A 19,282-nucleotide genomic window follows, 5' to 3' on the forward strand; every position below is an offset into this window, starting at 1 on the left:
ACAGCCCGACCGGACGAATGCTCGCCCCGCCGGGAGGTTACGGGATTTAGTTGTGTACGTTCTTCAACTGCTGTTCGATCTTGGTGAGATTGAAGGATCCCGGTGTCTGACTTGGCGGATAGTCCTTCATTGACAGCAGGAATTTCGCCGCCAGTCCCTGGATCGGCACTATGACAAAGATGCGGTCCATGAACCAGTCATTGTACGTGTTGGAGTTGTGCTGCGCCTTTTCGAACGGGTCACGGCGCAGATGGAACAGCAATGGCACGCGCAGTTCAATGAACGGCTCACGCCAGACCTCGAACGCCTGACCACGATTTTCCAGGAATACGACTTTCCAATCTTCATAGCGCGCCGCAACGACCTGGCCGTCGTCGTTTACGTACCAGAATTCCTTGCGCGGCGACTGGTCGGCCTTGCCTTCCAGATAGTCGAGTTGGTTATACCCGTCTATGTAGTTGCGATACCGGCGGCCATTGAGATCGACTCCGGTGAGCAGCTTCTCCTTGATGTCGGGTGCCCCAGCGATCGCGGCGAATGTCGGCAGCCAATCCTCATGCGAGACAATGCCGTTCAATGTCTTTCCCGCCGGGAAATGGCCCGGCCAGCGGACGAAGGCCGGAACGCGATAGGCGCCCTCCCAGTTCGAATTCTTTTCGCTTCGGAAAGGAGTGGTGGCAGCGTCCGGCCATGCGTTATAATGGGGTCCATTGTCGGTGGAATACATGACGACGGTGTTGTCGGTGATGCCGAGGTCGTCGAGCAGCTTCAGCACCTCGCCCACCTGCATGTCGTGCTCGACCATGCCGTCGTGATACTCGTCGCCGCTGGGGCCCGATATCCCGGTGTTCGACGCTTTGACATGGGTCCGGAAGTGCATCCGCGTGGCGTTCCACCAGCAGAAGAAAGGCTTTCCCGCCTTCTGCTGCCGGCTGATGAAGTCTTTCGCCGCATCAACCGTCTCGACGTCGATGGTTTCCATCCGCTTCTTGGTGAGGGGACCGGTGTCTTCAATCTTGCCGTCGGCGCTGGCCTTGATGACGCCGCGGGGGCCGAACTTCTTGCGAAACTCCGCGCTCTTCGGGTAGTCCCGGTTCTCGGGCTCCTCTTCGGCGTTGAGGTGATAGAGATTGCCGAAGAATTCATCGAAGCCGTGGTTGATAGGCAGGTGCTCGTCGCGATCGCCCTGGTGATTCTTGCCGAACTGGCCTGTCGCGTAGCCCTGGCTCTTGAGAACGGTCGCCATCGTGACGTCGGTCTCCTGCCAGCCTTCCTGGGCGCCCGGCAGGCCGACCTTCGTCATGCCTGTGCGAACCGGAACGTTGCCGCCGATGAATGCGGCGCGGCCGGCTGTGCAGCTCTGCTGTCCGTAGTAGTCGGTGAAGGACAGGCCCTCCTCGGCGATCCGGTCGATGTTCGGCGTCATATACCCCATCATCCCGCGATTGTTGTAGCTGATGTTCCACGTACCGATATCGTCACCCCAGATGACCAGGATGTTGGGCTTCGCGCCGGACGCTGACGACGCCTGAGCGCGTGCGGTGGCCGGGCCGACCAAGTTGGCCGCCGTAGCCACGCCTGCAGCGAGCGCTGTCGATCCGATCAGCAGGTTTCGACGATTTATGCTAAGCGAATTGTTCGCCTCTTGCGGCGTGTCGAGATCCCGGGGGCTCATGTCTACTCCTCGATCAAAAAGATTGTGAAGATACAAGTTTGGCAATCGCACGTAGGTCCAGGCGGTTCGACCGACAGCCGCTGCCGATTGATCGTACAGCTACGAAGCGTCGCTCGAAGTACGTTACGGTTACATAACGGTTACACAGCGATCACGTGTGAATCACGTGGAGCTATTTGAGACCTCAGCCGTTTATTAACCGCCGGTGTAAACACTTGGCCCGATGCAGACAACACACCGTTCCGCAGCGGGAAGACAATCAGCTGGGGAGGTGTTTTTGGGGTACCTGCGATGATCCGCCAGCTCCAATGATATTCCTTTGCTGGAACCGCCGCCCGGGATACGCCGACACGCAACACCGGAACAATCCCTCGTCCAGTGACTTAACAGGTCACAACGAGGATTGCGTGATGAATACCAAGCCAGCCAATGAAAATCACAACCGCACGATCGCTGGCGATCCGGGTGTGGGCGGCCTGCTCGCCGATCCGCTCGAAAGCGATCGTCGTCGCGACGAGATCGATCCCGGTGCCGGCCAAGCCTCCGCCGATCCCGCGCCGCCACGCCATCATCGTGACTGGTCTCCAAACAAGAAGCCGAAAGCCACCGGCCCGAACCGGAAGGCGCACCGCGATGCGTGAGCACAATTCCATCGCTCCCGGTCGTCCCTTGGCAAGACTGTCGGCCTCGAAAAAGAGATCGCGCGCACCGGATCTCGGCGAGCCCCCGATTGCCCGCCTCGGGTCGAGCGTTGGCATGCCGAAGGCGATTTTCAACGAGGACGACGATACGACGCTTGGCGATCTCGCTCGGATCGGCCGTCAAACCCCGCCGATGCGCCGGCGCGGGAAAGTCTTCGGTTCGGCCAGATAGCCGATTGCCGCAGATTTCGCACAATCCTCGCGCGGGCTTGCCGGAATAGATATCGTTGCGACAACGATTCTCTTAGTTTCGGCCGTCCGGCCGTCCGGATTTCTCCCGCATGCATCTCAACTCCAACAATATCAAAGCCGCGGCGATCGCCACCGCCTCCTATGGCATATTCGTCGGCTCCGACACCGTGGTGAAGCTGCAGAGCGAGGGCTATCCGCTGTCGCAGACCATTTTCATGGTCGCCGGAATGGCCTGTGTCTTCATGGCGCTGTTTTGCATTGTCACGCGCAATCCGCGCCGGCTTGTTCCCAGATATCCGCGCTTCGTGATCACCCGCGGGCTGATCCTCGCGACCAACACCGCGATGTTCTACTACTCCATCTCGTTGATCCCGCTGGCCGACGCCTATGTCCTCGCCTTTACCGGCCCGATCTTCGTGGCGTTGCTCGCCTTCCTCTTTCTCGGCGAGCGGCTGTCCGTGCTGGCAACGATTGGCGTCGTCGTCGGTTTTGTCGGTGTCGTCATCGCCACGCGACCGGCGGGCGGCTCGTTCGGGCTTGGCCACGCGGCCGCAGTCGGCTCGGCCGTGCTGTTTTCGATCACGCTGCTGATGCTGAGGCGGGTGCATCACGCCGAATCCGATCTCGCGCTCGCCTTCGTGCCACTCGTGATCATGGCCAGCGTGGCATTCCTGATCGCCCTTTTCACCGGCAGTATCATTCCGGTGGCACTCGACGCCTTCCTTGTCTTCGCGCTGGGCGGCTTCTGCCAGTTCATCGCCAACATCCTGCTTGTTCGCGCCTTCAGGCTTGGTACCGCTTCGGTGGTCGCCCCCTCCCAGTATAGCCAAATCTTCTGGGGCAGCCTTATCGGCTATCTCGTCTTTGGCGCAACGATCGATGTCTATACGGTCATCGGTGCCACCGTGATCATCGGCTCGGGCCTGCTTGTGCTGCGGTGATCATCCGACGATCTTGGCCATGCTTGGCGACCACTCGCGAAAATCCCAGCGCAATGCCAGGTCCCCGGGCCGCCAGACCGTCTTTCGCGGCGTGAAGCGCCACATCCGCTCCGCGCCGGGCAACAGCGCCGTCTCGACAGGGTCCATAATGAAGGCGTCGCCGGTCAATTGCAACAAACCACCGCTCTCGAAATCCACGAAGGCAAGGCCCACGCGCGGGTTGACTGCGATATTGCCCAGCGTGTTGAAAAACAGATTGCCGGCATAGTCGGGAATGACAAGCGCGTCGCCATCGATCCTGACGAAGCCCGACGGACCGCCGCGATGGGACACATCCACCTGCCGGCGACCATTGGCCAGGTCGGCATAGCTTGCAACGAAGAGCGTATCCGCCCGCTGGATCAAACCTCGCGCTGCCTCATCCGCCCTGTCCGCTGTCTCCGGAATCACCTCGGACGGCAAAGTAGGATCACTGGCATAGTACGCCCCACGTAGCTGGATATACTTCGGACAGTTGCCGAAGCTCTGTTCGACTCGCACGCTGAAGCCGGTGTCATCGCGAACAACCTCGCCGTTGAGGCGGTTGCGACGGCGGGTGCCCAAATCGATCCCCAGCATGCCAATTGCTCTTCCGTTATCCATTCCCGCGTCGGCGGGATCGAGAGGATCGCGCTTCAGATCGAGGTGGAGATATCGGTCGTCGATCGCCTGCAGGAAACCCGGATAACCGGTCCTTACCGTCGCCCAGGCGTCGCCGGCGGTGTCAACGGTCCCCAGGATAGCCATCGGCAGCAGCGGATAGAACAACCGGTGCTGCTCGATGAGATGGTCGCGGATGACGTGCCTGCCGACCTCCGCCAGCCGGTCGGCAACGCCGAGCGATGCTTGAAGCGCAACCTCGCCAGGATGCCAAGAACTATCGACTTTGAGATTTTGCAACATATGAAGCCCTCACGCAGCGCGAACGGCCGAGGCAAGCGGAAATTCCACGAAGCCCTGCAGGTTTTCGACCCTGTCGAGCCAAGCGAGGATGTGCTGATAGCCGCCCAATTCCACATTGCCCTCAGGTGCACGGGCGACATAGCTGTAGAGCGCGACATCGGCGATGCTTGGCGCTGTGCCACCCGCGATCCACTTGCGCTGCCCGAGCTCCTGGTTGAGCACGCCAAGTATGGCATGGGCACGCGGAATCACCTCTTCCGGCCTGTAGGGCGCGTTGAACACCGTGATCAACCGCGCCTGAGCCGGTCCATGGGCGAGTTGCCCGGCTGCGACCGAGAGCCAGCGCTGCACTTCGGCTGCGCTGCGGGCATCTTCCGGCAGCCAGTCCGTACGGCCGAATTTCTTGGCGAGATAGACCAGGATCGCATTGGAATCGGCGATAATGATGCCATCATCCTCCAACACCGGCACCTGACCGAGTGCATTGAGCGCCAGAAATTCCGGCGATTTGTGCGCGCGCTGGGCAAGGTCGACATCGATGATCTGGCAATCGACGCCGAGCAACGAGAGGAACAGCCTGGCGCGATGCGAATGGCCCGATAGGGTGAAATTATAGAGCTTCATTTTGACCTCCGATAATTGGGAAGGCTCAATATGATTGTTCCCCTTGGAATTGATAATCGGTGAATATGGAACTACACTGTTACGTCAGACGAAATAACTAGGCAAAATATGGACCGCTTGCAGGGAATGCGCATTTTCACTGAAGTGGTCGATTCCGGTGGTTTCGCCGCCGCCGCCAAGGCGATGCATCTGAGCGCACCGGCGGTGACCCGCGCGGTTGCGTCTCTCGAAGCCGAGATCGGCACACGCCTGCTAATCCGCACCACCCGCTCGGTGAAGCTGACTGCAGCCGGCGAAGGCTATGTTGCCGATTGCCGGCGCATCCTCGCTGAAATCGCCGAGGCCGAGGCCAATGCCGCGGGCAGTTTCGGCAATCCGGCGGGCGCGATTACCGTCACCGCGCCGGTGCTTTTCGGCAGGCTCTACGTCCTGCCAATCCTGCTGGATTTCCTCGATCTCAATCCGGCCGTGCAGGTGCGGTTCCTTCTGCTCGACCGTGTCACCAATCTCGTAGATGAGGGAATCGACGTTGCCATCCGCATCGCCCACCTGCCCTCCTCCGGCCTGACCGCACGACGCGTCGGCTTCATCCGGCAGGTCGTGTGCGGATCGCCCGACTATTTCGACCGGCACGGCGAACCCAAAATTCCGCAGGACCTGACATCCCACCGGCTGATCGGCCGCGACGGCATTTTCGGCGGCGCCGAATGGCAATTCGGCAGAGCAACGAAGATTCGCGTTCCGATCTCGACCCGCCTCACCTGCAACACCAATGACGCCGTCATCGATGCGGTGATCGCCGGCTGGGGTCTGTCGCGCTTCCAGTCCTATCAGGTCGCTGCTCATGTCAGGGCTGGCCGCCTCAGGACCGTGCTTGCCGAGTTCGAACAGGAACCCGTGCCCATCCATATCGTGCATGCCGAAGGCAGGTCCGCATCGGGCCGTCTCCGCGCGTTCGTGGACTTCGCCTCGGAGCGTTTGCGTGCCGATCCGGTGCTGGCCGATCCGGCGAAGGTATGAGTTTGGAAGCATCCGCCGAAGATCACATGATCAGTATGCGGTGGACGTGAGACAATTAATCGGAAATGATCGTCGGCATCCAGCAATCAATAGACAGAAGGTGCCACCATGGCGAACCCACCCCGCAGACCCGTCAGCGCCATGGATGCCGCTGAAGCATTGTTCAAGCCGGCGAAAAAGGTGGCCGCAGCGCCTGCCGTCGAGCGGCCGGCGCTGCCCAACACGAGGGAACTGGTTTCGCTCAAGATCGACAGCGACGTTCTGGCGTATTTCCAGGAAGCAGGTCCTGGCTGGCAGGAGCGCATCAACGATACATTGCGGGCGGCAATGCAGAAAAAATCCTGAAGATTTCCGCGCGCGATGCGCCACAGTTCATACCAGATTGCCTTTTTTGGGTCCCAGCGCCGAAAAATCGCATGATCACATGCTGATATAAGCAAAAATTAAACTCTTGCAGAACATAAATGGAACATATAGTGTTTGTTCCAGATTTGTTTCACGATTCTGCCGGGGTTTGAACATGCTAACCAGAAAACAGCAGGAATTGCTTCTCTTCATTCACGAGCGGATGAAGGAATCGGGCATTCCACCTTCCTTCGACGAGATGAAGGATGCGCTCGACCTCGCCTCCAAGTCGGGCATCCACCGGCTGATCACGGCTCTCGAGGAGCGCGGCTTCATCCGCCGCCTGCCGAACCGGGCCCGTGCGCTCGAGGTGATCAAGCTGCCGGAGGCCTATTCGCCGAGCGTCAAGCCGGCCGCCAGGGGTTTCTCGCCCAGTGTCATCGAGGGTTCGCTCGGCAAGCCGCAAGCACAGCCTCGGCCCGCCAACGACGATGTGCTCGATTCCGTGGCCATTCCCGTCATGGGCCGTATCGCGGCCGGTGTACCGATCTCGGCAATCCAGAACAACACGCATGAGATCGCAGTGCCTTCCGGCATGATCGGCAGCGGCGATCACTATGCGCTGGAGGTCAAGGGCGACTCGATGATCGAGGCCGGCATCCTCGACGGCGACACCGTCGTGATCCGCACCGGTTCGACCGCAAGTCCCGGCGATATCGTGGTGGCACTGGTCGACGACGAGGAAGCAACCCTCAAGCGCTTCCGCCGGAAGGGTGCCTCGATCGCGCTCGAGGCGGCAAATCCCGCTTACGAGACGCGGATTTTCGGACCTGACCGCGTGAAGGTCCAGGGTAAGTTGGTGGGCCTCATCCGCCGTTATCATTGAGCATCTTGGCCGGGACCGGGAACTTCTTCCCCGACCCCTGCGTTTTCCGCTGGGCAGAGCCATATTTACCAGTTGAAGGCGGGATGATTGCAGTCTTGCGCGTCCTTCGATAAGAAGAAGCGAAGGGTCAGAATTTCCGGAAATTTCTGCTTTTGTCCGTCCCCTCCGGGGTGATCGGGCAATTGCTGTGCTGTGTTCCGGCCTTCCGACATTTTGCCGCCCCATTCCGCCTCTAGCGCGGAGGCAGGCAATGGCCCAGAGATTGCATTCGACAGGAGAATCCATTTGAGCAACGACAAGAGAAAAGTAGCCCTTGTTACCGGCATTACGGGCCAGGATGGCGCCTATCTCGCCGAGCTGCTTCTGAGCAAGGGTTACATCGTCCACGGCATCAAGCGCCGCTCGTCGTCGTTCAACACCAGCCGCATCGAGAACATCTACCAGGATCCGCACGAGAAGGATCAGCGGTTCATCCTGCATTACGGCGACATGACGGATTCGACCAACCTGATCCGCATCGTGCAGGAGGCCCAGCCGGACGAGATCTACAATCTCGCCGCCCAGAGCCATGTGCGCGTGTCCTTCGAGACGCCTGAATATACCGCCAATGCCGACGGCATCGGCACGTTGCGCCTGCTTGAGGCCATCCGCATCCTGAAGATGGAGAAGAAGACCCGCTTCTACCAGGCCTCCACGTCTGAGCTTTACGGCCTGGTGCAGGAAGTGCCGCAGCGCGAGACGACACCCTTCTATCCGCGCTCGCCTTATGCGGCGGCGAAACTCTATTCCTACTGGATCGTGGTCAATTACCGCGAAGCCTATGGCCTGCACGCCTCCAACGGCATCCTGTTCAATCACGAGAGCCCGCTGCGCGGCGAGACCTTCGTCACGCGCAAGATTACGCGTGCTGCCGCTGCCATCCGGCTCGGCAAGCAGGACAAGCTTTATGTCGGCAACATCGATGCCAAGCGCGACTGGGGCCATGCCCGCGAATATGTCCGCGGCATGTGGATGATGCTGCAGCAGGATGAGCCCGACGACTACGTGCTCGCCACCGGTGAGACGACGGAAGTGCGCCAGTTCATTACCTGGGCCTTCGAGGATGTCGGCATCAATCTCGAATGGCGCGGCACCGGCGTCGACGAAAAGGGCTACGACATGCTGTCAGGCAATACAGTGGTCGAGATCGACCCGCGCTATTTCCGTCCCACCGAGGTCGAACTCCTGATCGGCGATCCGTCCAAGGCGCATCAGAAGCTCGGCTGGAAGCACGATACCTCCGTCCGCGATCTTTGCCGCGAAATGGTCAACGAAGACCTCAAGGTCATGCAGACCGCGACCGTGATGAAGGAAGCCTGAGGCCATGTATTCCCTCTCCGGAAAGCGGGTCTGGGTCGCCGGTCATCGCGGCATGGTCGGTTCGGCGATCATGCGCCGGCTCGATAGCGAAGGTTGTGAGGTGCTGGTCGCGTCACGCCAGGAGGCCGACCTGCGCGACCAGGCCGCGACCATGGCCTGGATCGAAAAAGCCAAGCCTGACGCCGTCTTTCTCGCAGCGGCGAAAGTCGGAGGCATCCTCGCCAACGACACCTATCCGGCCGACTTCCTCTACGACAACCTGATGATCGAGGCGAACATCATCAACGGCGCGTTCAAGGTTGGTGTCGAGAAGCTAATGTTCCTCGGCTCGTCCTGCATCTACCCGAAATTCGCAGCCCAGCCGATCACCGAGGATGCGATGCTGACGGGCCCGCTGGAGCCGACCAACGAATGGTATGCGATCGCCAAGATCGCCGGCATCAAGCTTGCGGATGCCTATCGCAAGCAGCATGGCGCCGATTTCATCTCCGGCATGCCGACCAACCTCTACGGCCCCGGCGACAATTTCGATTTGAATTCCAGCCATGTCATGCCGGCGCTGATCCGCAAGGCGCATGAAGCGAAGCTCGCCGGCGCGCCTGACATCACCATATGGGGAACCGGCACGCCGCGGCGCGAGTTCCTGCACGTGGATGATTGCGCCGACGCCTGCGTTCATCTGATGAAGAATTATTCGGCCGCCGGCCACGTCAATATCGGCTCCGGCGACGACATTACGATCCTGGAACTCACCAAACTGGTTTGCGACGCCGTCGGATTCCAGGGCGAGATCGCCCACGACCTGACCAAGCCGGATGGCACGCCCCGCAAGCTGATGAGCGCCGACAAGCTGCGCGGCATGGGCTGGCAGCCATCGATCGAACTCAAGGACGGCATCGCCGCCGTCTACAAGTGGTTCCTGGAAAACAAGGCCTGATCGATCCGACGGCGGCGACTGGAGCGCAATGAATGGCGGACAGCCGGCATCAACTGGCATTTCTCGACGGCCTCCGCGGATATGCCTCGCTGTGGGTGCTGGTCGGCCATGCCATGTTCATGACCGGCTACAAGATCGAGATCATCGCCCAGCCCGACATGGCGGTCGAGCTCTTCATCATCATCTCCGGCTTCCTGATGACCTACCACTATCAGGCTCGCGAGGTGCGAGAACCGTGGATGGAGCCTGATACCTGGAAGATCTTCTGGATTCGCAGGTTTTTTCGCATAGCCCCACTCTATTATGTCTGCCTGGCGCTCGCGCTCTATTTCGGGCCGGAACTCTGGCAGAGCAGGCTCGATGCCGCCACGGTCCTGTCCGGCGGTGTCGAAGAGCAGGCCCGTTATGCCAGCCGCTATCTCGATCAATCGCTGACCAACATCCTGCTGCATGTCAGCTTTCTGTTCGGCATGACCTGGACGCACAATTTCCAGACCCCCCTGCCCGATTGGTCGATCGGGCTCGAAATGCAATATTATGCGATCTTTCCGTTCCTGATGATCCTTGCGCTGAAGCTCGGCCGCATCGCCGGCATGGCGCTCCTCGTGGGCGTCATGGCGGTCGTGGGCGCCTGGCTCGACCGCAACGGCTTCGTCATCGGCGCCTATTCGATCCTGGCCATGAAGTTCCACCTCTTCGCCGCCGGCATGCTGATCGCCATGACGCTGCGCGCCGACGGTAAATGGAAGTGGCTGCTTGTTGTGGGCGCGGTGGCCGTTATCTTCGTACCACTCGGCGGCGGCCGTTCGGCGCTGCATCGCGCTATCAAGATTGCCATCGTACTCGGCTTTGTCGCGCTTCTCTACAAGGACCGCCTGCCGGCGCTCCTCAAATGGCCGACAGAGGTGCTGGACCGGTTCCTGTCGAACGCGCCCGCGCGCTTTATCGGTGACGTCTCCTACGGCGTTTACCTATTGCACCTGATCGTCATGCTGCCGGTGTGTGGCTGGCTGGCGATCCAATTCCCTGAAACGGCGCCGATCCCGCGTTTCTTCGCATCACTGGCCCTCACCGTGCCGATTACCTATGGGGTCGCCTATCTTTGCTACCGCTTCATAGAGCAGCCCGGCATCAGCCTCGGGCGAAAGATCGCCAGCCGCTACCAGAAAGCAACTCCACCGAAGGGCATCCCGAGCGAGAATCCAGCCTGATCCCACACCGACCGCATCAAACTGAAACTCAAAGGGCTGAGCCCTGTGCAATACAGAACCCAGCCCGTGATTCTTTCCAGTCTGTGGCCATCCAACTTTATGGGATCAGTTCATTTGGCGGCACTTCAAGCACTCGATCATCCATCCGGAATCACTCATCGACGATAACCGTCGAAGGTTCTTGCTGGATGACGACATTGGGCTGGCGCTTCTTGATGATCACGGTTTCCTGTCTCGGCCTTCCGGCGTCATCGATAATCGCGCCGGTGGTCAGGCCCACGGCGCCACCAACGACAGCACCCACAGGGCCGGCAACGACTGCGCCTGTAGCGGCACCCGCGACGACGCCGGTCGTCGTGGCGGAACTATCCGCATGGGCGGCTGGAATAAAGGCCGCCGAAAGGGCGATTGTGGCAGCAACGAACAGTGTCTTTTTCATCGGTCTTCTCCATATTTCGATAGGTCCATGCCGGGTTAATCCCATCCGGCAGTGATGGTTCCGATAAAATTCACGGCCTGTTTCCGTTCACTTTTCGAAAAGTGAATATGTCCGGCGTTAGAAATCCGTCTGCGTTCCGGGCGGCATGCCGCACTTTAAACACAGTTCGCAGGTGGCTGGATTCACTCCGAAACTTCGATCCAGACGGGCGCATGGTCACTCGAATGCGCCCAACCCCTGACATGACGATCAACGCCGGCAGAGACCAGGCGCGACGAGATTTTGGGCGCGAGCAGGAAGTGATCGATGCGCAGTCCCGCGTCGCGCGCGAAGGCATTGCGGAAATATTTCCAGAACGTGTAGATCCGTGCGTCGGGATTGAGATGGCGGACCGCGTCGGTCCAGCCCTGGTTGACGAGGTTGCGGTAGGCCTCGCGGACCTCGGTTCTGAACAACGCATCGTCGCGCCAGCGTTCCGGTGCATAGACGTCGAGATCGGTCGGCATGACATTATAGTCGCCGATCAGAGCAGCCGGGATATCGAGTGCCAGCAGTTCGCCCGCATAAGCGTGCAGGCGATCGAACCAGCGGAGCTTGTAATCGAATTTGGGTCCGGGCGCCGGGTTGCCGTTTGGCAGGTACAGGCAGCCGACGAGAATGCCGGAAACGGCGGCTTCGATATAGCGGCTATGGCTGTCGTAGGGATCGCCGGGAAGGCCGCGGCGCGTTTGCACGGGTTCGGTGTCGCGCGCCAGGATCGCCACGCCGTTCCAGCTCTTCTGCCCGTGCCAGATGGCGCCGTAACCGGCACGTTCCAAGACGCGGGCGGGGAACTTCTCGTCCGGCGCCTTCAGTTCCTGGAGGCAGACCACATCGGGTGAGGATTCCTCAAGCCACCGCAACAGGATATCGAGCCGTCCATTGATCCCGTTGACATTGTAGGAGGCGATTTTCATGCCGTAAGAATGCTTCTGAAGACCCGGTAGTTCCTGCGGCGGCGGCCGTTCGGATGGATCGGACAAGCACAAAAAAGCAGGACCCGCGATGCGGGCCCTACTCAAGCGATATTAAGCGATATTAGAAGTTACGCTGGAAGCGGACGAAACCAGCCTTGCTGTCGTCGCCTTCGTCCGGGTTGAAGTACACGCCTTCAACCAAGACCGAGAAGCCCGTGGCAACTTCCCAGTTGACATCGCCAACCAGGCGCCAGTCGCCGTTGTCGAACCACTGGATGTCCTTCGCGACGGTCACGGTGTCGGTGACCTTGGCAGACAGGCCGATCAAGGCGCTGAAGCCGTCATAAGCGAAGTAAATGTTTTCCGAGCTGTCCGAATACAGGCCCATGGCAGTGAAGCCGAACATGCCGATGTCGCCACGAACAACCTTCTTGATCGCGAAGGATTCGTCGGATTCGTCATATGCGACCGCAGCGGCAGCGGAGTAGTCGCCGAACGTGCCGGACACACCAGCCGAGATATCGGGCAGGTACTGGCGACCTCGCTTGCCGGCGACGCCGTCGCCGTCATGATCTTCCGGCTTGTAGAACTCGTCGGCATCGTTGTCGAGCGACACGAAGGCCTTGTAGTTGCCGAAGTCAGCAGTGTAGCTCACATACTGGCGGGAATCCGGATAGTTGAAGTCCGTCGTATAGATGCCACCATCATCGGTACGGCCGCCGTCGCCCATGAACTTGGCCCACTGGCTGTCGTAGTTGCCGAATTCGAGACCGCCGATGCCGAAGTAGTAGTAGGCACGGAGGTAGCTGTTATCGCCGTCGCCATAGATGTTTTCGCCGTTGTTCACGGAGTCGGTCTGGATACGAATCCAGCTATAGACAGTGCCCCACTCGGAATCATTCCTTGCATCGAAATTGACGCGAACGCGAGTGTGGTTGTCGTAGGAATCCTTCGTCGTTTTGGCGATGGGGTTGCCATCAGCATCGAGCTTGAGGGTGCCATCCGCACGGGTCTTGAACATCAACGCACCGTTGCGGTCATACTTTTGCGTACCGCCGTCGTCGAAGCGCTTTTCATAGCGCAGCTGGCCGGAGATCTTGAGGCAGGTTTCGGTGCCCGGGATGTAGAAGAAGCCCGTGCCGTAAGCGTCGCAGACGCGTACATATTCCATGGGTTCCGGCTCAGCGGCGACGACAGCGTCGGCAGCCTGAGCGCCGGAGACCGCTGCCAGGGCAGCGGCGGAGCCGAGAAGAAGGCTCTTGATGTTCATGGTATACTCCAAGTCGAAAGGTTGATTGAGACCGGTCGAGAATGGGAGAGTCAATCAAACCGGCCAGGGCATCCATCGATGACCCTGCCCCATGGACTACTGTCGTCGATCCATGCCGTCAACGAAACCGGATGCTTTGCCGACCACATAACGCCGTTGAAAATGATTTGCGTTGCCGATCTGCAACTATTTCAGCATGTGCATGAAAACACCAAAAACCCCATTTTTACATGAGGTTACAAGGAGCGAGAATTGTTGCCAAAATCGGAGGAATCTCTACGGGCACGCCGATTATCCCGGATATAGGTAGCGTATAGATGACAATCAATGTCATCATTCGAATAAATCGATCACCTTTTTCGTCAGTGGAGATGCGGGCATTCTCACGTGTCTATTTTGCCCAAGCGGCCCGATGCAACCCACATTCGAGGGCAGCCTCATGAGAACGGCTTTTCGAATCGCTTTGGCGCTTCTCGCGATGCAAGCCATCCCCACGGTCGCCGGTGCTGCCACGAAGAACGAAGTTCTCTACCAGACCAGCCTCGATATCGACCGCGACGGCAAGCCCGACAAGGCACTGCTCGTTCTGGCCGGGCCGGGCCGCACGGATTTCCACGAACTGACGAGGGATCGCTATGGCTTGAGCGAGAACGAGCGTGTCGATCTCTATATCTATCTCGGCAAGGGTGGAGAAAACGCCGACCTGAGGCAAAAGCCGGATTTCGTCAAGCAACAGATCGCCGATCCCGAGCGGGTGCCTTGGGTCCAGCCCCTTGAGGTCAGCAAATCAGGTTCATTGCTGATCTCGGCGGCGCATCAATGGGGCGCAAGTCATGATTGGACGGAAATTCTGACTGTCATTTACCGCAATGGCGAGCCCGTCGTCGCCGGCTTTACCATGGGATGGTCCTGGAACAGCCTTCTCGCCGACGACACGTTCGAAACGCTGGAAGGCGAGTGCGACGTGAACTTTCTGACCGGCAAGGGCACGCTGACCAAGGACGCGGACAAGCCGCAGCCGATCAAGGCTGTGTTCAAGCCGGTCAAGCTGACGGATTGGACGAGCGCCAACATCCCCAAGGCATGCGACTGGTGGCAATCGCAAGACGACGACTAGAGCGTGTCACAGCTAGGTTTGCTACTCAGCCTTCGTTGCCGTCCGACACCCAGTTCTGCTCGACCACCGGCGTGACCGGATCGTGCGCGGGACGATGCTCCAGGCACCACCAGCCGGTGACACCTTCCCCGGCGTCATAGCCCCAGGCGCCCCAGCGGTCGCAACCGAAATGCCGACAGAGATGGTCGATCTTGTCGCGGCTCGATATGACCGGGCCGGGTAATGTGGTGTCCATCGCTTGTCCTCCCAAATGCTGGCCGTGAACAGGCTATATCCGATGGCCGAACAATCCAACCGATAAAGGTGTGTTCCCAAGCCTGCGCGAATATTCCGTGCTCAGGCGTGCCCCGTCACCTCGCCGGTTGGGGGCTGTGCATTGGCGCGGAGATATTCGACCATGCCACGGGCGATTTCGCGTTCGCCCATGATGACGATATCGGCGCCGAAACGCGTGAGGTGTTCGATCTCGTCGTCGGAATGCGCGCGGCCGACGATGCGGATCGACGGATTGGCGGCGCGCGCCTGTTCGGTCACCTGCCCTGCCTCGAACGCATCGGGAATGGCGACCACGATCGTCTCGGCCTGCGCGAGATTGGCGAGCTTGAGGATGTCGGACGATACCGCATTGCCGATGATGACCTCGACGCCCTCTTCAATCAAGCCTTCCGTTCGCCTCTCCGAATCCTCGATCACCAGCAACGGCATGCCGGCGTTCCTGAGCGCGAGCGCCACGATGCTGCCGACCCGGCCGTGGCCGACCACGATCGTGTGGCCGGTGAGTGCGGTCGGCAATTGCACGGGCGCCTCATCGGGTTCGGGTTCAGGTTCGAGCTTGCCAGGCTCGGTGGGGATTAACTCCGCGCGCGACAGCCGGGCCTCCAGCCAGGGCCTGAAATAGTCGCAGGCCCAGAAGACGATCGGGTTGAGGATGATCGAGATGATGGCGCCCGCCAGGATCAGATCGCGTCCCTCCTTCGGCAGCAGGCCGAGGCCGATGCCGAGTTCTGCCAGGATGAAGGAGAATTCGCCGATCTGCGCGAGGCTGGCCGAAATAGTGAGCGCGGTGCCGACCGACTTGCGGAAGGCAATGACGATGAGGAAGGCGGCGATCGATTTGCCGAGTACGATGATCGCAACCGTGACGAGCACCGGTAGCGGATCGCGCAGCACGCTCAGGGGATCGAACAGCATGCCGACCGAGACGAAGAACAGTACCGCGAAGGCGTCACGCAGCGGCAGGCTTTCCTGCGCGGCGCGATGGCTGAGCGGGCTTTCCGACAGGATCATGCCGGCAAAGAATGCGCCGAGCGCCAGCGAGACACCGAACAACTGCGCCGCACCGAACGCGACGCCAAGCGCGATCGCCAGCACGCCAAGACGGAAGAGTTCGCGCGAGCCGGTATGCGCGATGTGATGCAGGATCCAGGGAATGAGCTTGCGACCGAAGACCAGCATGACGCCGATGAAGGCTGCGACCTTGACCAGCGTGATGGCGATCACGCCTGTTATTCCGAGATCGACACCGGCGAACTGCGAGAGTTTCAGCGCCAGCGGATCGGTCGGCGCATGTTCGCCGCCGGCCACGCCCGCAATCGCGGGGATCAGCACCAGGGCCAAGACCATGGCAAGGTCTTCGACAATCAGCCAGCCGACGGCGATCTTGCCTTTTTCGGTATCGACAATCCGCCGCTCTTGCAGCGCCTTGAGCAGCACGACAGTCGAGGCGACCGAGAGCGCGAGGCCGAAAACCAGGCTGCCGCCATGCGACCAGCCGAGCCATTGCCCGAAGCCCCAGCCAAGCAACGTCGCAAAGGCGATCTGCACGATCGCGCCCGGCACCGCGATGAAGCGGACGGACAAGAGATCCTTGAGCGAGAAATGCAGCCCGACGCCGAACATCAGCAGGATGACGCCGATCTCGGCGAGCTCGAGCGCGAGGCTTTGGTCGGCGACGTAGCCGGGCGTATACGGCCCGACCAGGATGCCGGCGATCAGGTAGCCGACCAGCGGTGGCAGCTTGAAGCGATTGGCAAGCGTGCCGAATATGAATGCCAGGACGAAACCCGCGACGATGGTCGTGATCAAGGGGGTTCCGTGGGGCATTGGCAACTCCGGCGCTGGAAATCCTCAAGAAGATATGCCATAAATGGCTTATATTGACCAATATGGGCAACATCGGACGATGGTTCAAGGCCAGAATATGCCAATTCTTTCGCCGGAACTATGCCGCGCGGCACGCGGGCTGCTTGACTGGACCCAGAGCGATCTTGCCGAAGCCGCCGAGGTGTCGCGCAGCACGATCCGTGATTTCGAGGGCCACCGCCATGACATCCACCGCGCGACCAGTGCGCAGTTGCGCCGGGCTTTCGAGGAGAATGCCGTGGTGTTCGTGACGATCGACGATGTCGGTCCCGGGGTCTGCCTCAAAAGCCGTTGATTGCCCTGGCGCCTCGTGATCTTATCGCCTCGACGGCTACCGAACGAGGATTAGGCAATGACCGTGGAAATTACCGAAGGCGCCAAGATTTCAATCGGCTTCGATGGCCAGCGCTGCATCCATGCGCGGCGGTGCGTGACGGGCGAGCCATCGGTGTTCCGCGCCAATGTCGAGGGTCCGTGGATCGATGCCGATGGAGCAACGGCCGACGAGATCCTTACCGTTGCGCTGAACTGTCCATCCGGCGCGATCACCGTCCGCCGCAAGGACGGTGGAAACGAGGAGCACGCGCCGAAGACCAACAAGATTCTCGTCCGGGAGAATGGCCCGCTCGCAGTCAATGCCGAAGTCATCATAGATGGCCACGGCGAAATGCTGCGCGCCACACTCTGTCGCTGCGGGCTGTCGCAGAACAAGCCGTTCTGTGACAATTCCCACATCAAGGGCGGCTTCACGGCGACTGGCGAGCCGGTATCGAAGGACTCGAAGCTCGCAATATCGGAGCTTGTCGGTCCGGTGACGATCGTGCCGCAGCCTAACGGTCCCTACATGGTTACGGGCAAACTGGAAGTCGAATCCGGCACGGGCCGCAATGTCAACCGCGTCGAGAAAACCTGGCTCTGTCGCTGCGGCCATTCGGCCAACAAACCCTATTGCGACGGATCACACAAAACGGTTGGGTTCGTCGCGCCGTGAACCCCAATTATCAATGTTATATCGTCGACTGCCAGCGCAACGGCTGACAGCCGGCATATCTGAACGGCGGCCGATCAGCCTGCGAGAGCTGCCTTGTTTTCCTCGAGGAACGCGCGGAACGGCTTCGGCTTCCTGCCGGTCAGTGCCTCGACATCGCCTGTGAGTGCTGCGAGATCGCCTTCACGCGTGGCGGCCTCGAAGCTGATGATCGTCGGGATCATGAAATCCGGCACCCCGGCTGCCTTCATGCCGCCGGCGAGTTGTTCGTCGTTCAGTTGGATGACCTGGATCGGCTTGCCGGTGATTTCGCTGGCGAGAACGGCGATTTCGGCCGTCGTACGGGCTTCCGGGCCGGTCAGGGTATAGGTCGCCTTTTCGTCGGAACCGGAAGCGAGCGCCGCGGCAATCGCCTCGGCGCAGTCTTCGCGGGCGACGTGGGCAATTCTGCCTTCACCCGTCGATGTGTACCAATGGCCCGACGCCAGCACCTGGGGCAGGTTCATGAACATGTTTTCCTGGTACCAGGTATTGCGCAGGATCGTGTAGCCGAGGCCGGAGGCCTTGATGGCTTCTTCGGTTTTCAGGTGATCGGGCGAGAAAATGACCTTGGTGTTGTCCGGCTGCGGCATCGAGGTATAGACGATGTGCTTGACGCCGGCTGCCTTGGCCGCGGCAACGGCGCTCGTATGCTGCTTGATGCGGGTACCTGCGCCATCGAGCGCATCCGTCGAGATGATGGCGACGCGATCGGCGCCGGCGAAGGCAGCCGTGACCGAATCCGGATCATTGAAATCAGCCGTGCGGATTTCGATTCCCTTCGCCGCGTAGTCTGCGAGCTTGGCCGTGTCCCGGCTGGTGGCGATGATGTCGGATGCCGCCACGCCGCGCTTGAGCAATGCGTCGAGAACGAGTTTGCCCAGCTTGCCCGAAGCGCCGGTGACGAGAAGTTTCTGTGCCATGATGACGATCCTTGTATGCCACAAAGCCCGAATGCCTTGCGGTTTCTCTTGTGAAACTATATAGTCTCTTTTCGAGACCTGCTCTTATCTAGAGATTTGAAAACTGCTGTAAAGACGGCAGTTTTTCGTAGCCTGGTTACCTGGAAGGAACCACCTGATGACCGTTCTGGACGAACATGGATTGCCGATCTCTCGCCGCGAGGCGTTCGAGAAATATGGTTTCACGCCCGCGAACTGCCCGGTGCGCGACGTGATGGACCATATCAGCGGCAAGTGGTCGATCCTGATGATGCTGGAACTGATCGACGGCCCGCTTCGCTTCGGCGCGATCCGCAGGCGCGTGCCGGATATCTCGCAGCGCATGCTGACCCAGACGCTGCGCGACCTTCAGCGGGACGGTTATGTCAGCCGCACGGTCTATCCGACCCAGCCTCCCAGCGTGGAGTATAAGCTGACGGAACTGGGCGAGAGTTTCTCGAAGCCTTTGGTGGCGCTGGTGGATTGGGCGGCCCAGAACCACGAGACGATCAAACAGGCGCGTGTGGAGTTCGATGGCGAAATGGCGGCGTGAGCGC

Annotated in this window: 22 protein-coding genes and 1 pseudogene; 14 read left to right on the plus strand and 9 right to left on the minus strand. The window is 60.1% G+C overall.

The genetic code is table 11. From position 1 onward, the window contains the following. Positions 1-46 precede the first annotated feature (46 nt). Positions 47-1,675, minus strand: coding sequence for an arylsulfatase (locus ACSQ26_RS10880; protein ID WP_436008622.1), 1,629 nt, complete (start codon positions 1,673-1,675; stop codon positions 47-49). Positions 1,676-2,085: 410 nt separating this feature from the next. Between ACSQ26_RS10880 and ACSQ26_RS10885 the strand changes: the two genes are divergently transcribed. The 3 genes from ACSQ26_RS10885 to ACSQ26_RS10895 all read left to right on the plus strand — a co-directional run bounded on the left by ACSQ26_RS10885 (position 2,086) and on the right by ACSQ26_RS10895 (position 3,509). Continuing rightward, complete coding sequence (locus ACSQ26_RS10885; RefSeq protein ID WP_436008624.1) at positions 2,086-2,316, plus strand: hypothetical protein; 231 nt, start codon at positions 2,086-2,088, stop codon at positions 2,314-2,316. Beyond that, a complete protein-coding gene (locus ACSQ26_RS10890) occupies positions 2,309-2,548 on the plus strand; it encodes a hypothetical protein (protein ID WP_436008626.1) in 240 nt (79 codons plus the stop codon). Before ACSQ26_RS10885 ends, ACSQ26_RS10890 begins: the two co-directional genes overlap by 8 nt. 109 nt (positions 2,549-2,657) lie before the next feature. Further along, positions 2,658-3,509 (plus strand): DMT family transporter, encoded by an 852-nt coding sequence (locus ACSQ26_RS10895; protein WP_436008628.1) that lies wholly within the window; start codon positions 2,658-2,660, stop codon positions 3,507-3,509. Here the strand turns inward: ACSQ26_RS10895 and ACSQ26_RS10900 are convergent, their stop codons facing one another. Both ACSQ26_RS10900 and ACSQ26_RS10905 read right to left on the minus strand, forming a co-directional pair. After that, on the minus strand, positions 3,510-4,451 hold the full coding sequence (locus ACSQ26_RS10900; RefSeq protein WP_436008630.1) for a flavin-nucleotide-binding protein: 942 nt from the start codon (positions 4,449-4,451) through the stop codon (positions 3,510-3,512). Positions 4,452-4,460: 9 nt separating this feature from the next. Then, on the minus strand, positions 4,461-5,075 hold the full coding sequence (locus ACSQ26_RS10905) for a glutathione S-transferase family protein (protein WP_436008632.1): 615 nt from the start codon (positions 5,073-5,075) through the stop codon (positions 4,461-4,463). Between the two features lie 108 nt (positions 5,076-5,183). On the opposite strand from ACSQ26_RS10905, the gene ACSQ26_RS10910 reads away from it, so the two are divergent. From ACSQ26_RS10910 to ACSQ26_RS10940, 7 genes and pseudogenes are all read left to right on the plus strand, one after another. Further along, positions 5,184-6,095, plus strand: a complete 912-nt coding sequence (locus ACSQ26_RS10910) for a LysR family transcriptional regulator (protein WP_436008634.1) — start codon at positions 5,184-5,186, stop codon at positions 6,093-6,095. A gap of 108 nt (positions 6,096-6,203) precedes the next feature. Then, complete coding sequence (locus tag ACSQ26_RS10915; protein ID WP_436008636.1) at positions 6,204-6,440, plus strand: BrnA antitoxin family protein; 237 nt, start codon at positions 6,204-6,206, stop codon at positions 6,438-6,440. A gap of 175 nt (positions 6,441-6,615) precedes the next feature. Further along, complete coding sequence (lexA, locus tag ACSQ26_RS10920; RefSeq protein ID WP_436008638.1) at positions 6,616-7,326, plus strand: transcriptional repressor LexA; 711 nt, start codon at positions 6,616-6,618, stop codon at positions 7,324-7,326. 285 nt (positions 7,327-7,611) lie between these two features. Further along, complete coding sequence (gene gmd, locus ACSQ26_RS10925; RefSeq protein WP_436008640.1) at positions 7,612-8,685, plus strand: GDP-mannose 4,6-dehydratase; 1,074 nt, start codon at positions 7,612-7,614, stop codon at positions 8,683-8,685. A gap of 4 nt (positions 8,686-8,689) precedes the next feature. Beyond that, positions 8,690-9,622, plus strand: a complete 933-nt coding sequence (gene fcl / locus ACSQ26_RS10930; RefSeq protein ID WP_436008642.1) for a GDP-L-fucose synthase — start codon at positions 8,690-8,692, stop codon at positions 9,620-9,622. A 32-nt stretch (positions 9,623-9,654) separates the two neighbouring features. After that, positions 9,655-10,833: an acyltransferase family protein gene (locus ACSQ26_RS10935; protein WP_436008644.1), complete on the plus strand. Its 1,179-nt coding sequence runs from the start codon at positions 9,655-9,657 to the stop codon at positions 10,831-10,833. A 9-nt stretch (positions 10,834-10,842) separates the two neighbouring features. Then, positions 10,843-11,001 (plus strand): annotated as a pseudogene (locus tag ACSQ26_RS10940) (IS3 family transposase); the annotation flags it as partial. On the opposite strand, the gene ACSQ26_RS10945 reads toward ACSQ26_RS10940, so the two are convergent. The 3 genes from ACSQ26_RS10945 to ACSQ26_RS10955 all read right to left on the minus strand — a co-directional run bounded on the left by ACSQ26_RS10945 (position 10,985) and on the right by ACSQ26_RS10955 (position 13,498). Then, positions 10,985-11,272, minus strand: coding sequence for a hypothetical protein (locus tag ACSQ26_RS10945; RefSeq protein ID WP_436008646.1), 288 nt, complete (start codon positions 11,270-11,272; stop codon positions 10,985-10,987). The pseudogene ACSQ26_RS10940 and the gene ACSQ26_RS10945 overlap by 17 nt on opposite strands. Before the next feature lie 182 nt (positions 11,273-11,454). Further along, the gene (gene xth, locus ACSQ26_RS10950) at positions 11,455-12,228 is read right to left on the minus strand and encodes an exodeoxyribonuclease III (protein WP_436008648.1); all 774 of its coding nucleotides are present in this window, start codon (positions 12,226-12,228) and stop codon (positions 11,455-11,457) included. A 121-nt stretch (positions 12,229-12,349) separates the two neighbouring features. Then, positions 12,350-13,498, minus strand: a complete 1,149-nt coding sequence (locus tag ACSQ26_RS10955; RefSeq protein WP_436008649.1) for a porin — start codon at positions 13,496-13,498, stop codon at positions 12,350-12,352. Positions 13,499-13,937: 439 nt separating this feature from the next. On the opposite strand from ACSQ26_RS10955, the gene ACSQ26_RS10960 reads away from it, so the two are divergent. Continuing rightward, positions 13,938-14,615 carry a hypothetical protein gene (locus ACSQ26_RS10960; RefSeq protein WP_436008650.1) on the plus strand — a complete coding sequence of 226 codons (678 nt, stop codon included), beginning with the start codon at positions 13,938-13,940 and terminating at the stop codon, positions 14,613-14,615. A 25-nt stretch (positions 14,616-14,640) separates the two neighbouring features. Here ACSQ26_RS10960 and ACSQ26_RS10965 read toward each other — a convergent pair whose 3' ends face one another. Continuing rightward, positions 14,641-14,850, minus strand: coding sequence for a hypothetical protein (locus ACSQ26_RS10965; protein ID WP_436008651.1), 210 nt, complete (start codon positions 14,848-14,850; stop codon positions 14,641-14,643). A 101-nt stretch (positions 14,851-14,951) separates the two neighbouring features. Next, positions 14,952-16,718, minus strand: a complete 1,767-nt coding sequence (ybaL, locus tag ACSQ26_RS10970; protein WP_436008653.1) for a YbaL family putative K(+) efflux transporter — start codon at positions 16,716-16,718, stop codon at positions 14,952-14,954. A 43-nt stretch (positions 16,719-16,761) separates the two neighbouring features. Here ybaL and ACSQ26_RS10975 point away from each other — a divergent pair, with 43 nt between their 5' ends. Both ACSQ26_RS10975 and ACSQ26_RS10980 read left to right on the plus strand, forming a co-directional pair. Beyond that, on the plus strand, positions 16,762-17,052 hold the full coding sequence (locus ACSQ26_RS10975) for a helix-turn-helix transcriptional regulator (protein ID WP_436008655.1): 291 nt from the start codon (positions 16,762-16,764) through the stop codon (positions 17,050-17,052). 57 nt (positions 17,053-17,109) lie between these two features. Continuing rightward, the gene (locus ACSQ26_RS10980; protein ID WP_436008657.1) at positions 17,110-17,748 is read left to right on the plus strand and encodes a CDGSH iron-sulfur domain-containing protein; all 639 of its coding nucleotides are present in this window, start codon (positions 17,110-17,112) and stop codon (positions 17,746-17,748) included. 74 nt (positions 17,749-17,822) lie between these two features. On the opposite strand, the gene ACSQ26_RS10985 is transcribed toward ACSQ26_RS10980, so the two are convergent. Further along, a complete protein-coding gene (locus ACSQ26_RS10985; RefSeq protein ID WP_436008659.1) occupies positions 17,823-18,707 on the minus strand; it encodes an SDR family oxidoreductase in 885 nt (294 codons plus the stop codon). Positions 18,708-18,864: 157 nt separating this feature from the next. On the opposite strand from ACSQ26_RS10985, the gene ACSQ26_RS10990 reads away from it, so the two are divergent. Continuing rightward, positions 18,865-19,278 carry a winged helix-turn-helix transcriptional regulator gene (locus ACSQ26_RS10990; protein ID WP_436008661.1) on the plus strand — a complete coding sequence of 138 codons (414 nt, stop codon included), beginning with the start codon at positions 18,865-18,867 and terminating at the stop codon, positions 19,276-19,278. The last annotated feature ends 4 nt before the right edge of the window (positions 19,279-19,282 follow it).

This window comes from Rhizobium sp. LjRoot254 (assembly GCF_964254105.1).
In the GTDB taxonomy this organism is placed as follows: Bacteria; Pseudomonadota; Alphaproteobacteria; order Rhizobiales; family Rhizobiaceae; genus Rhizobium_E.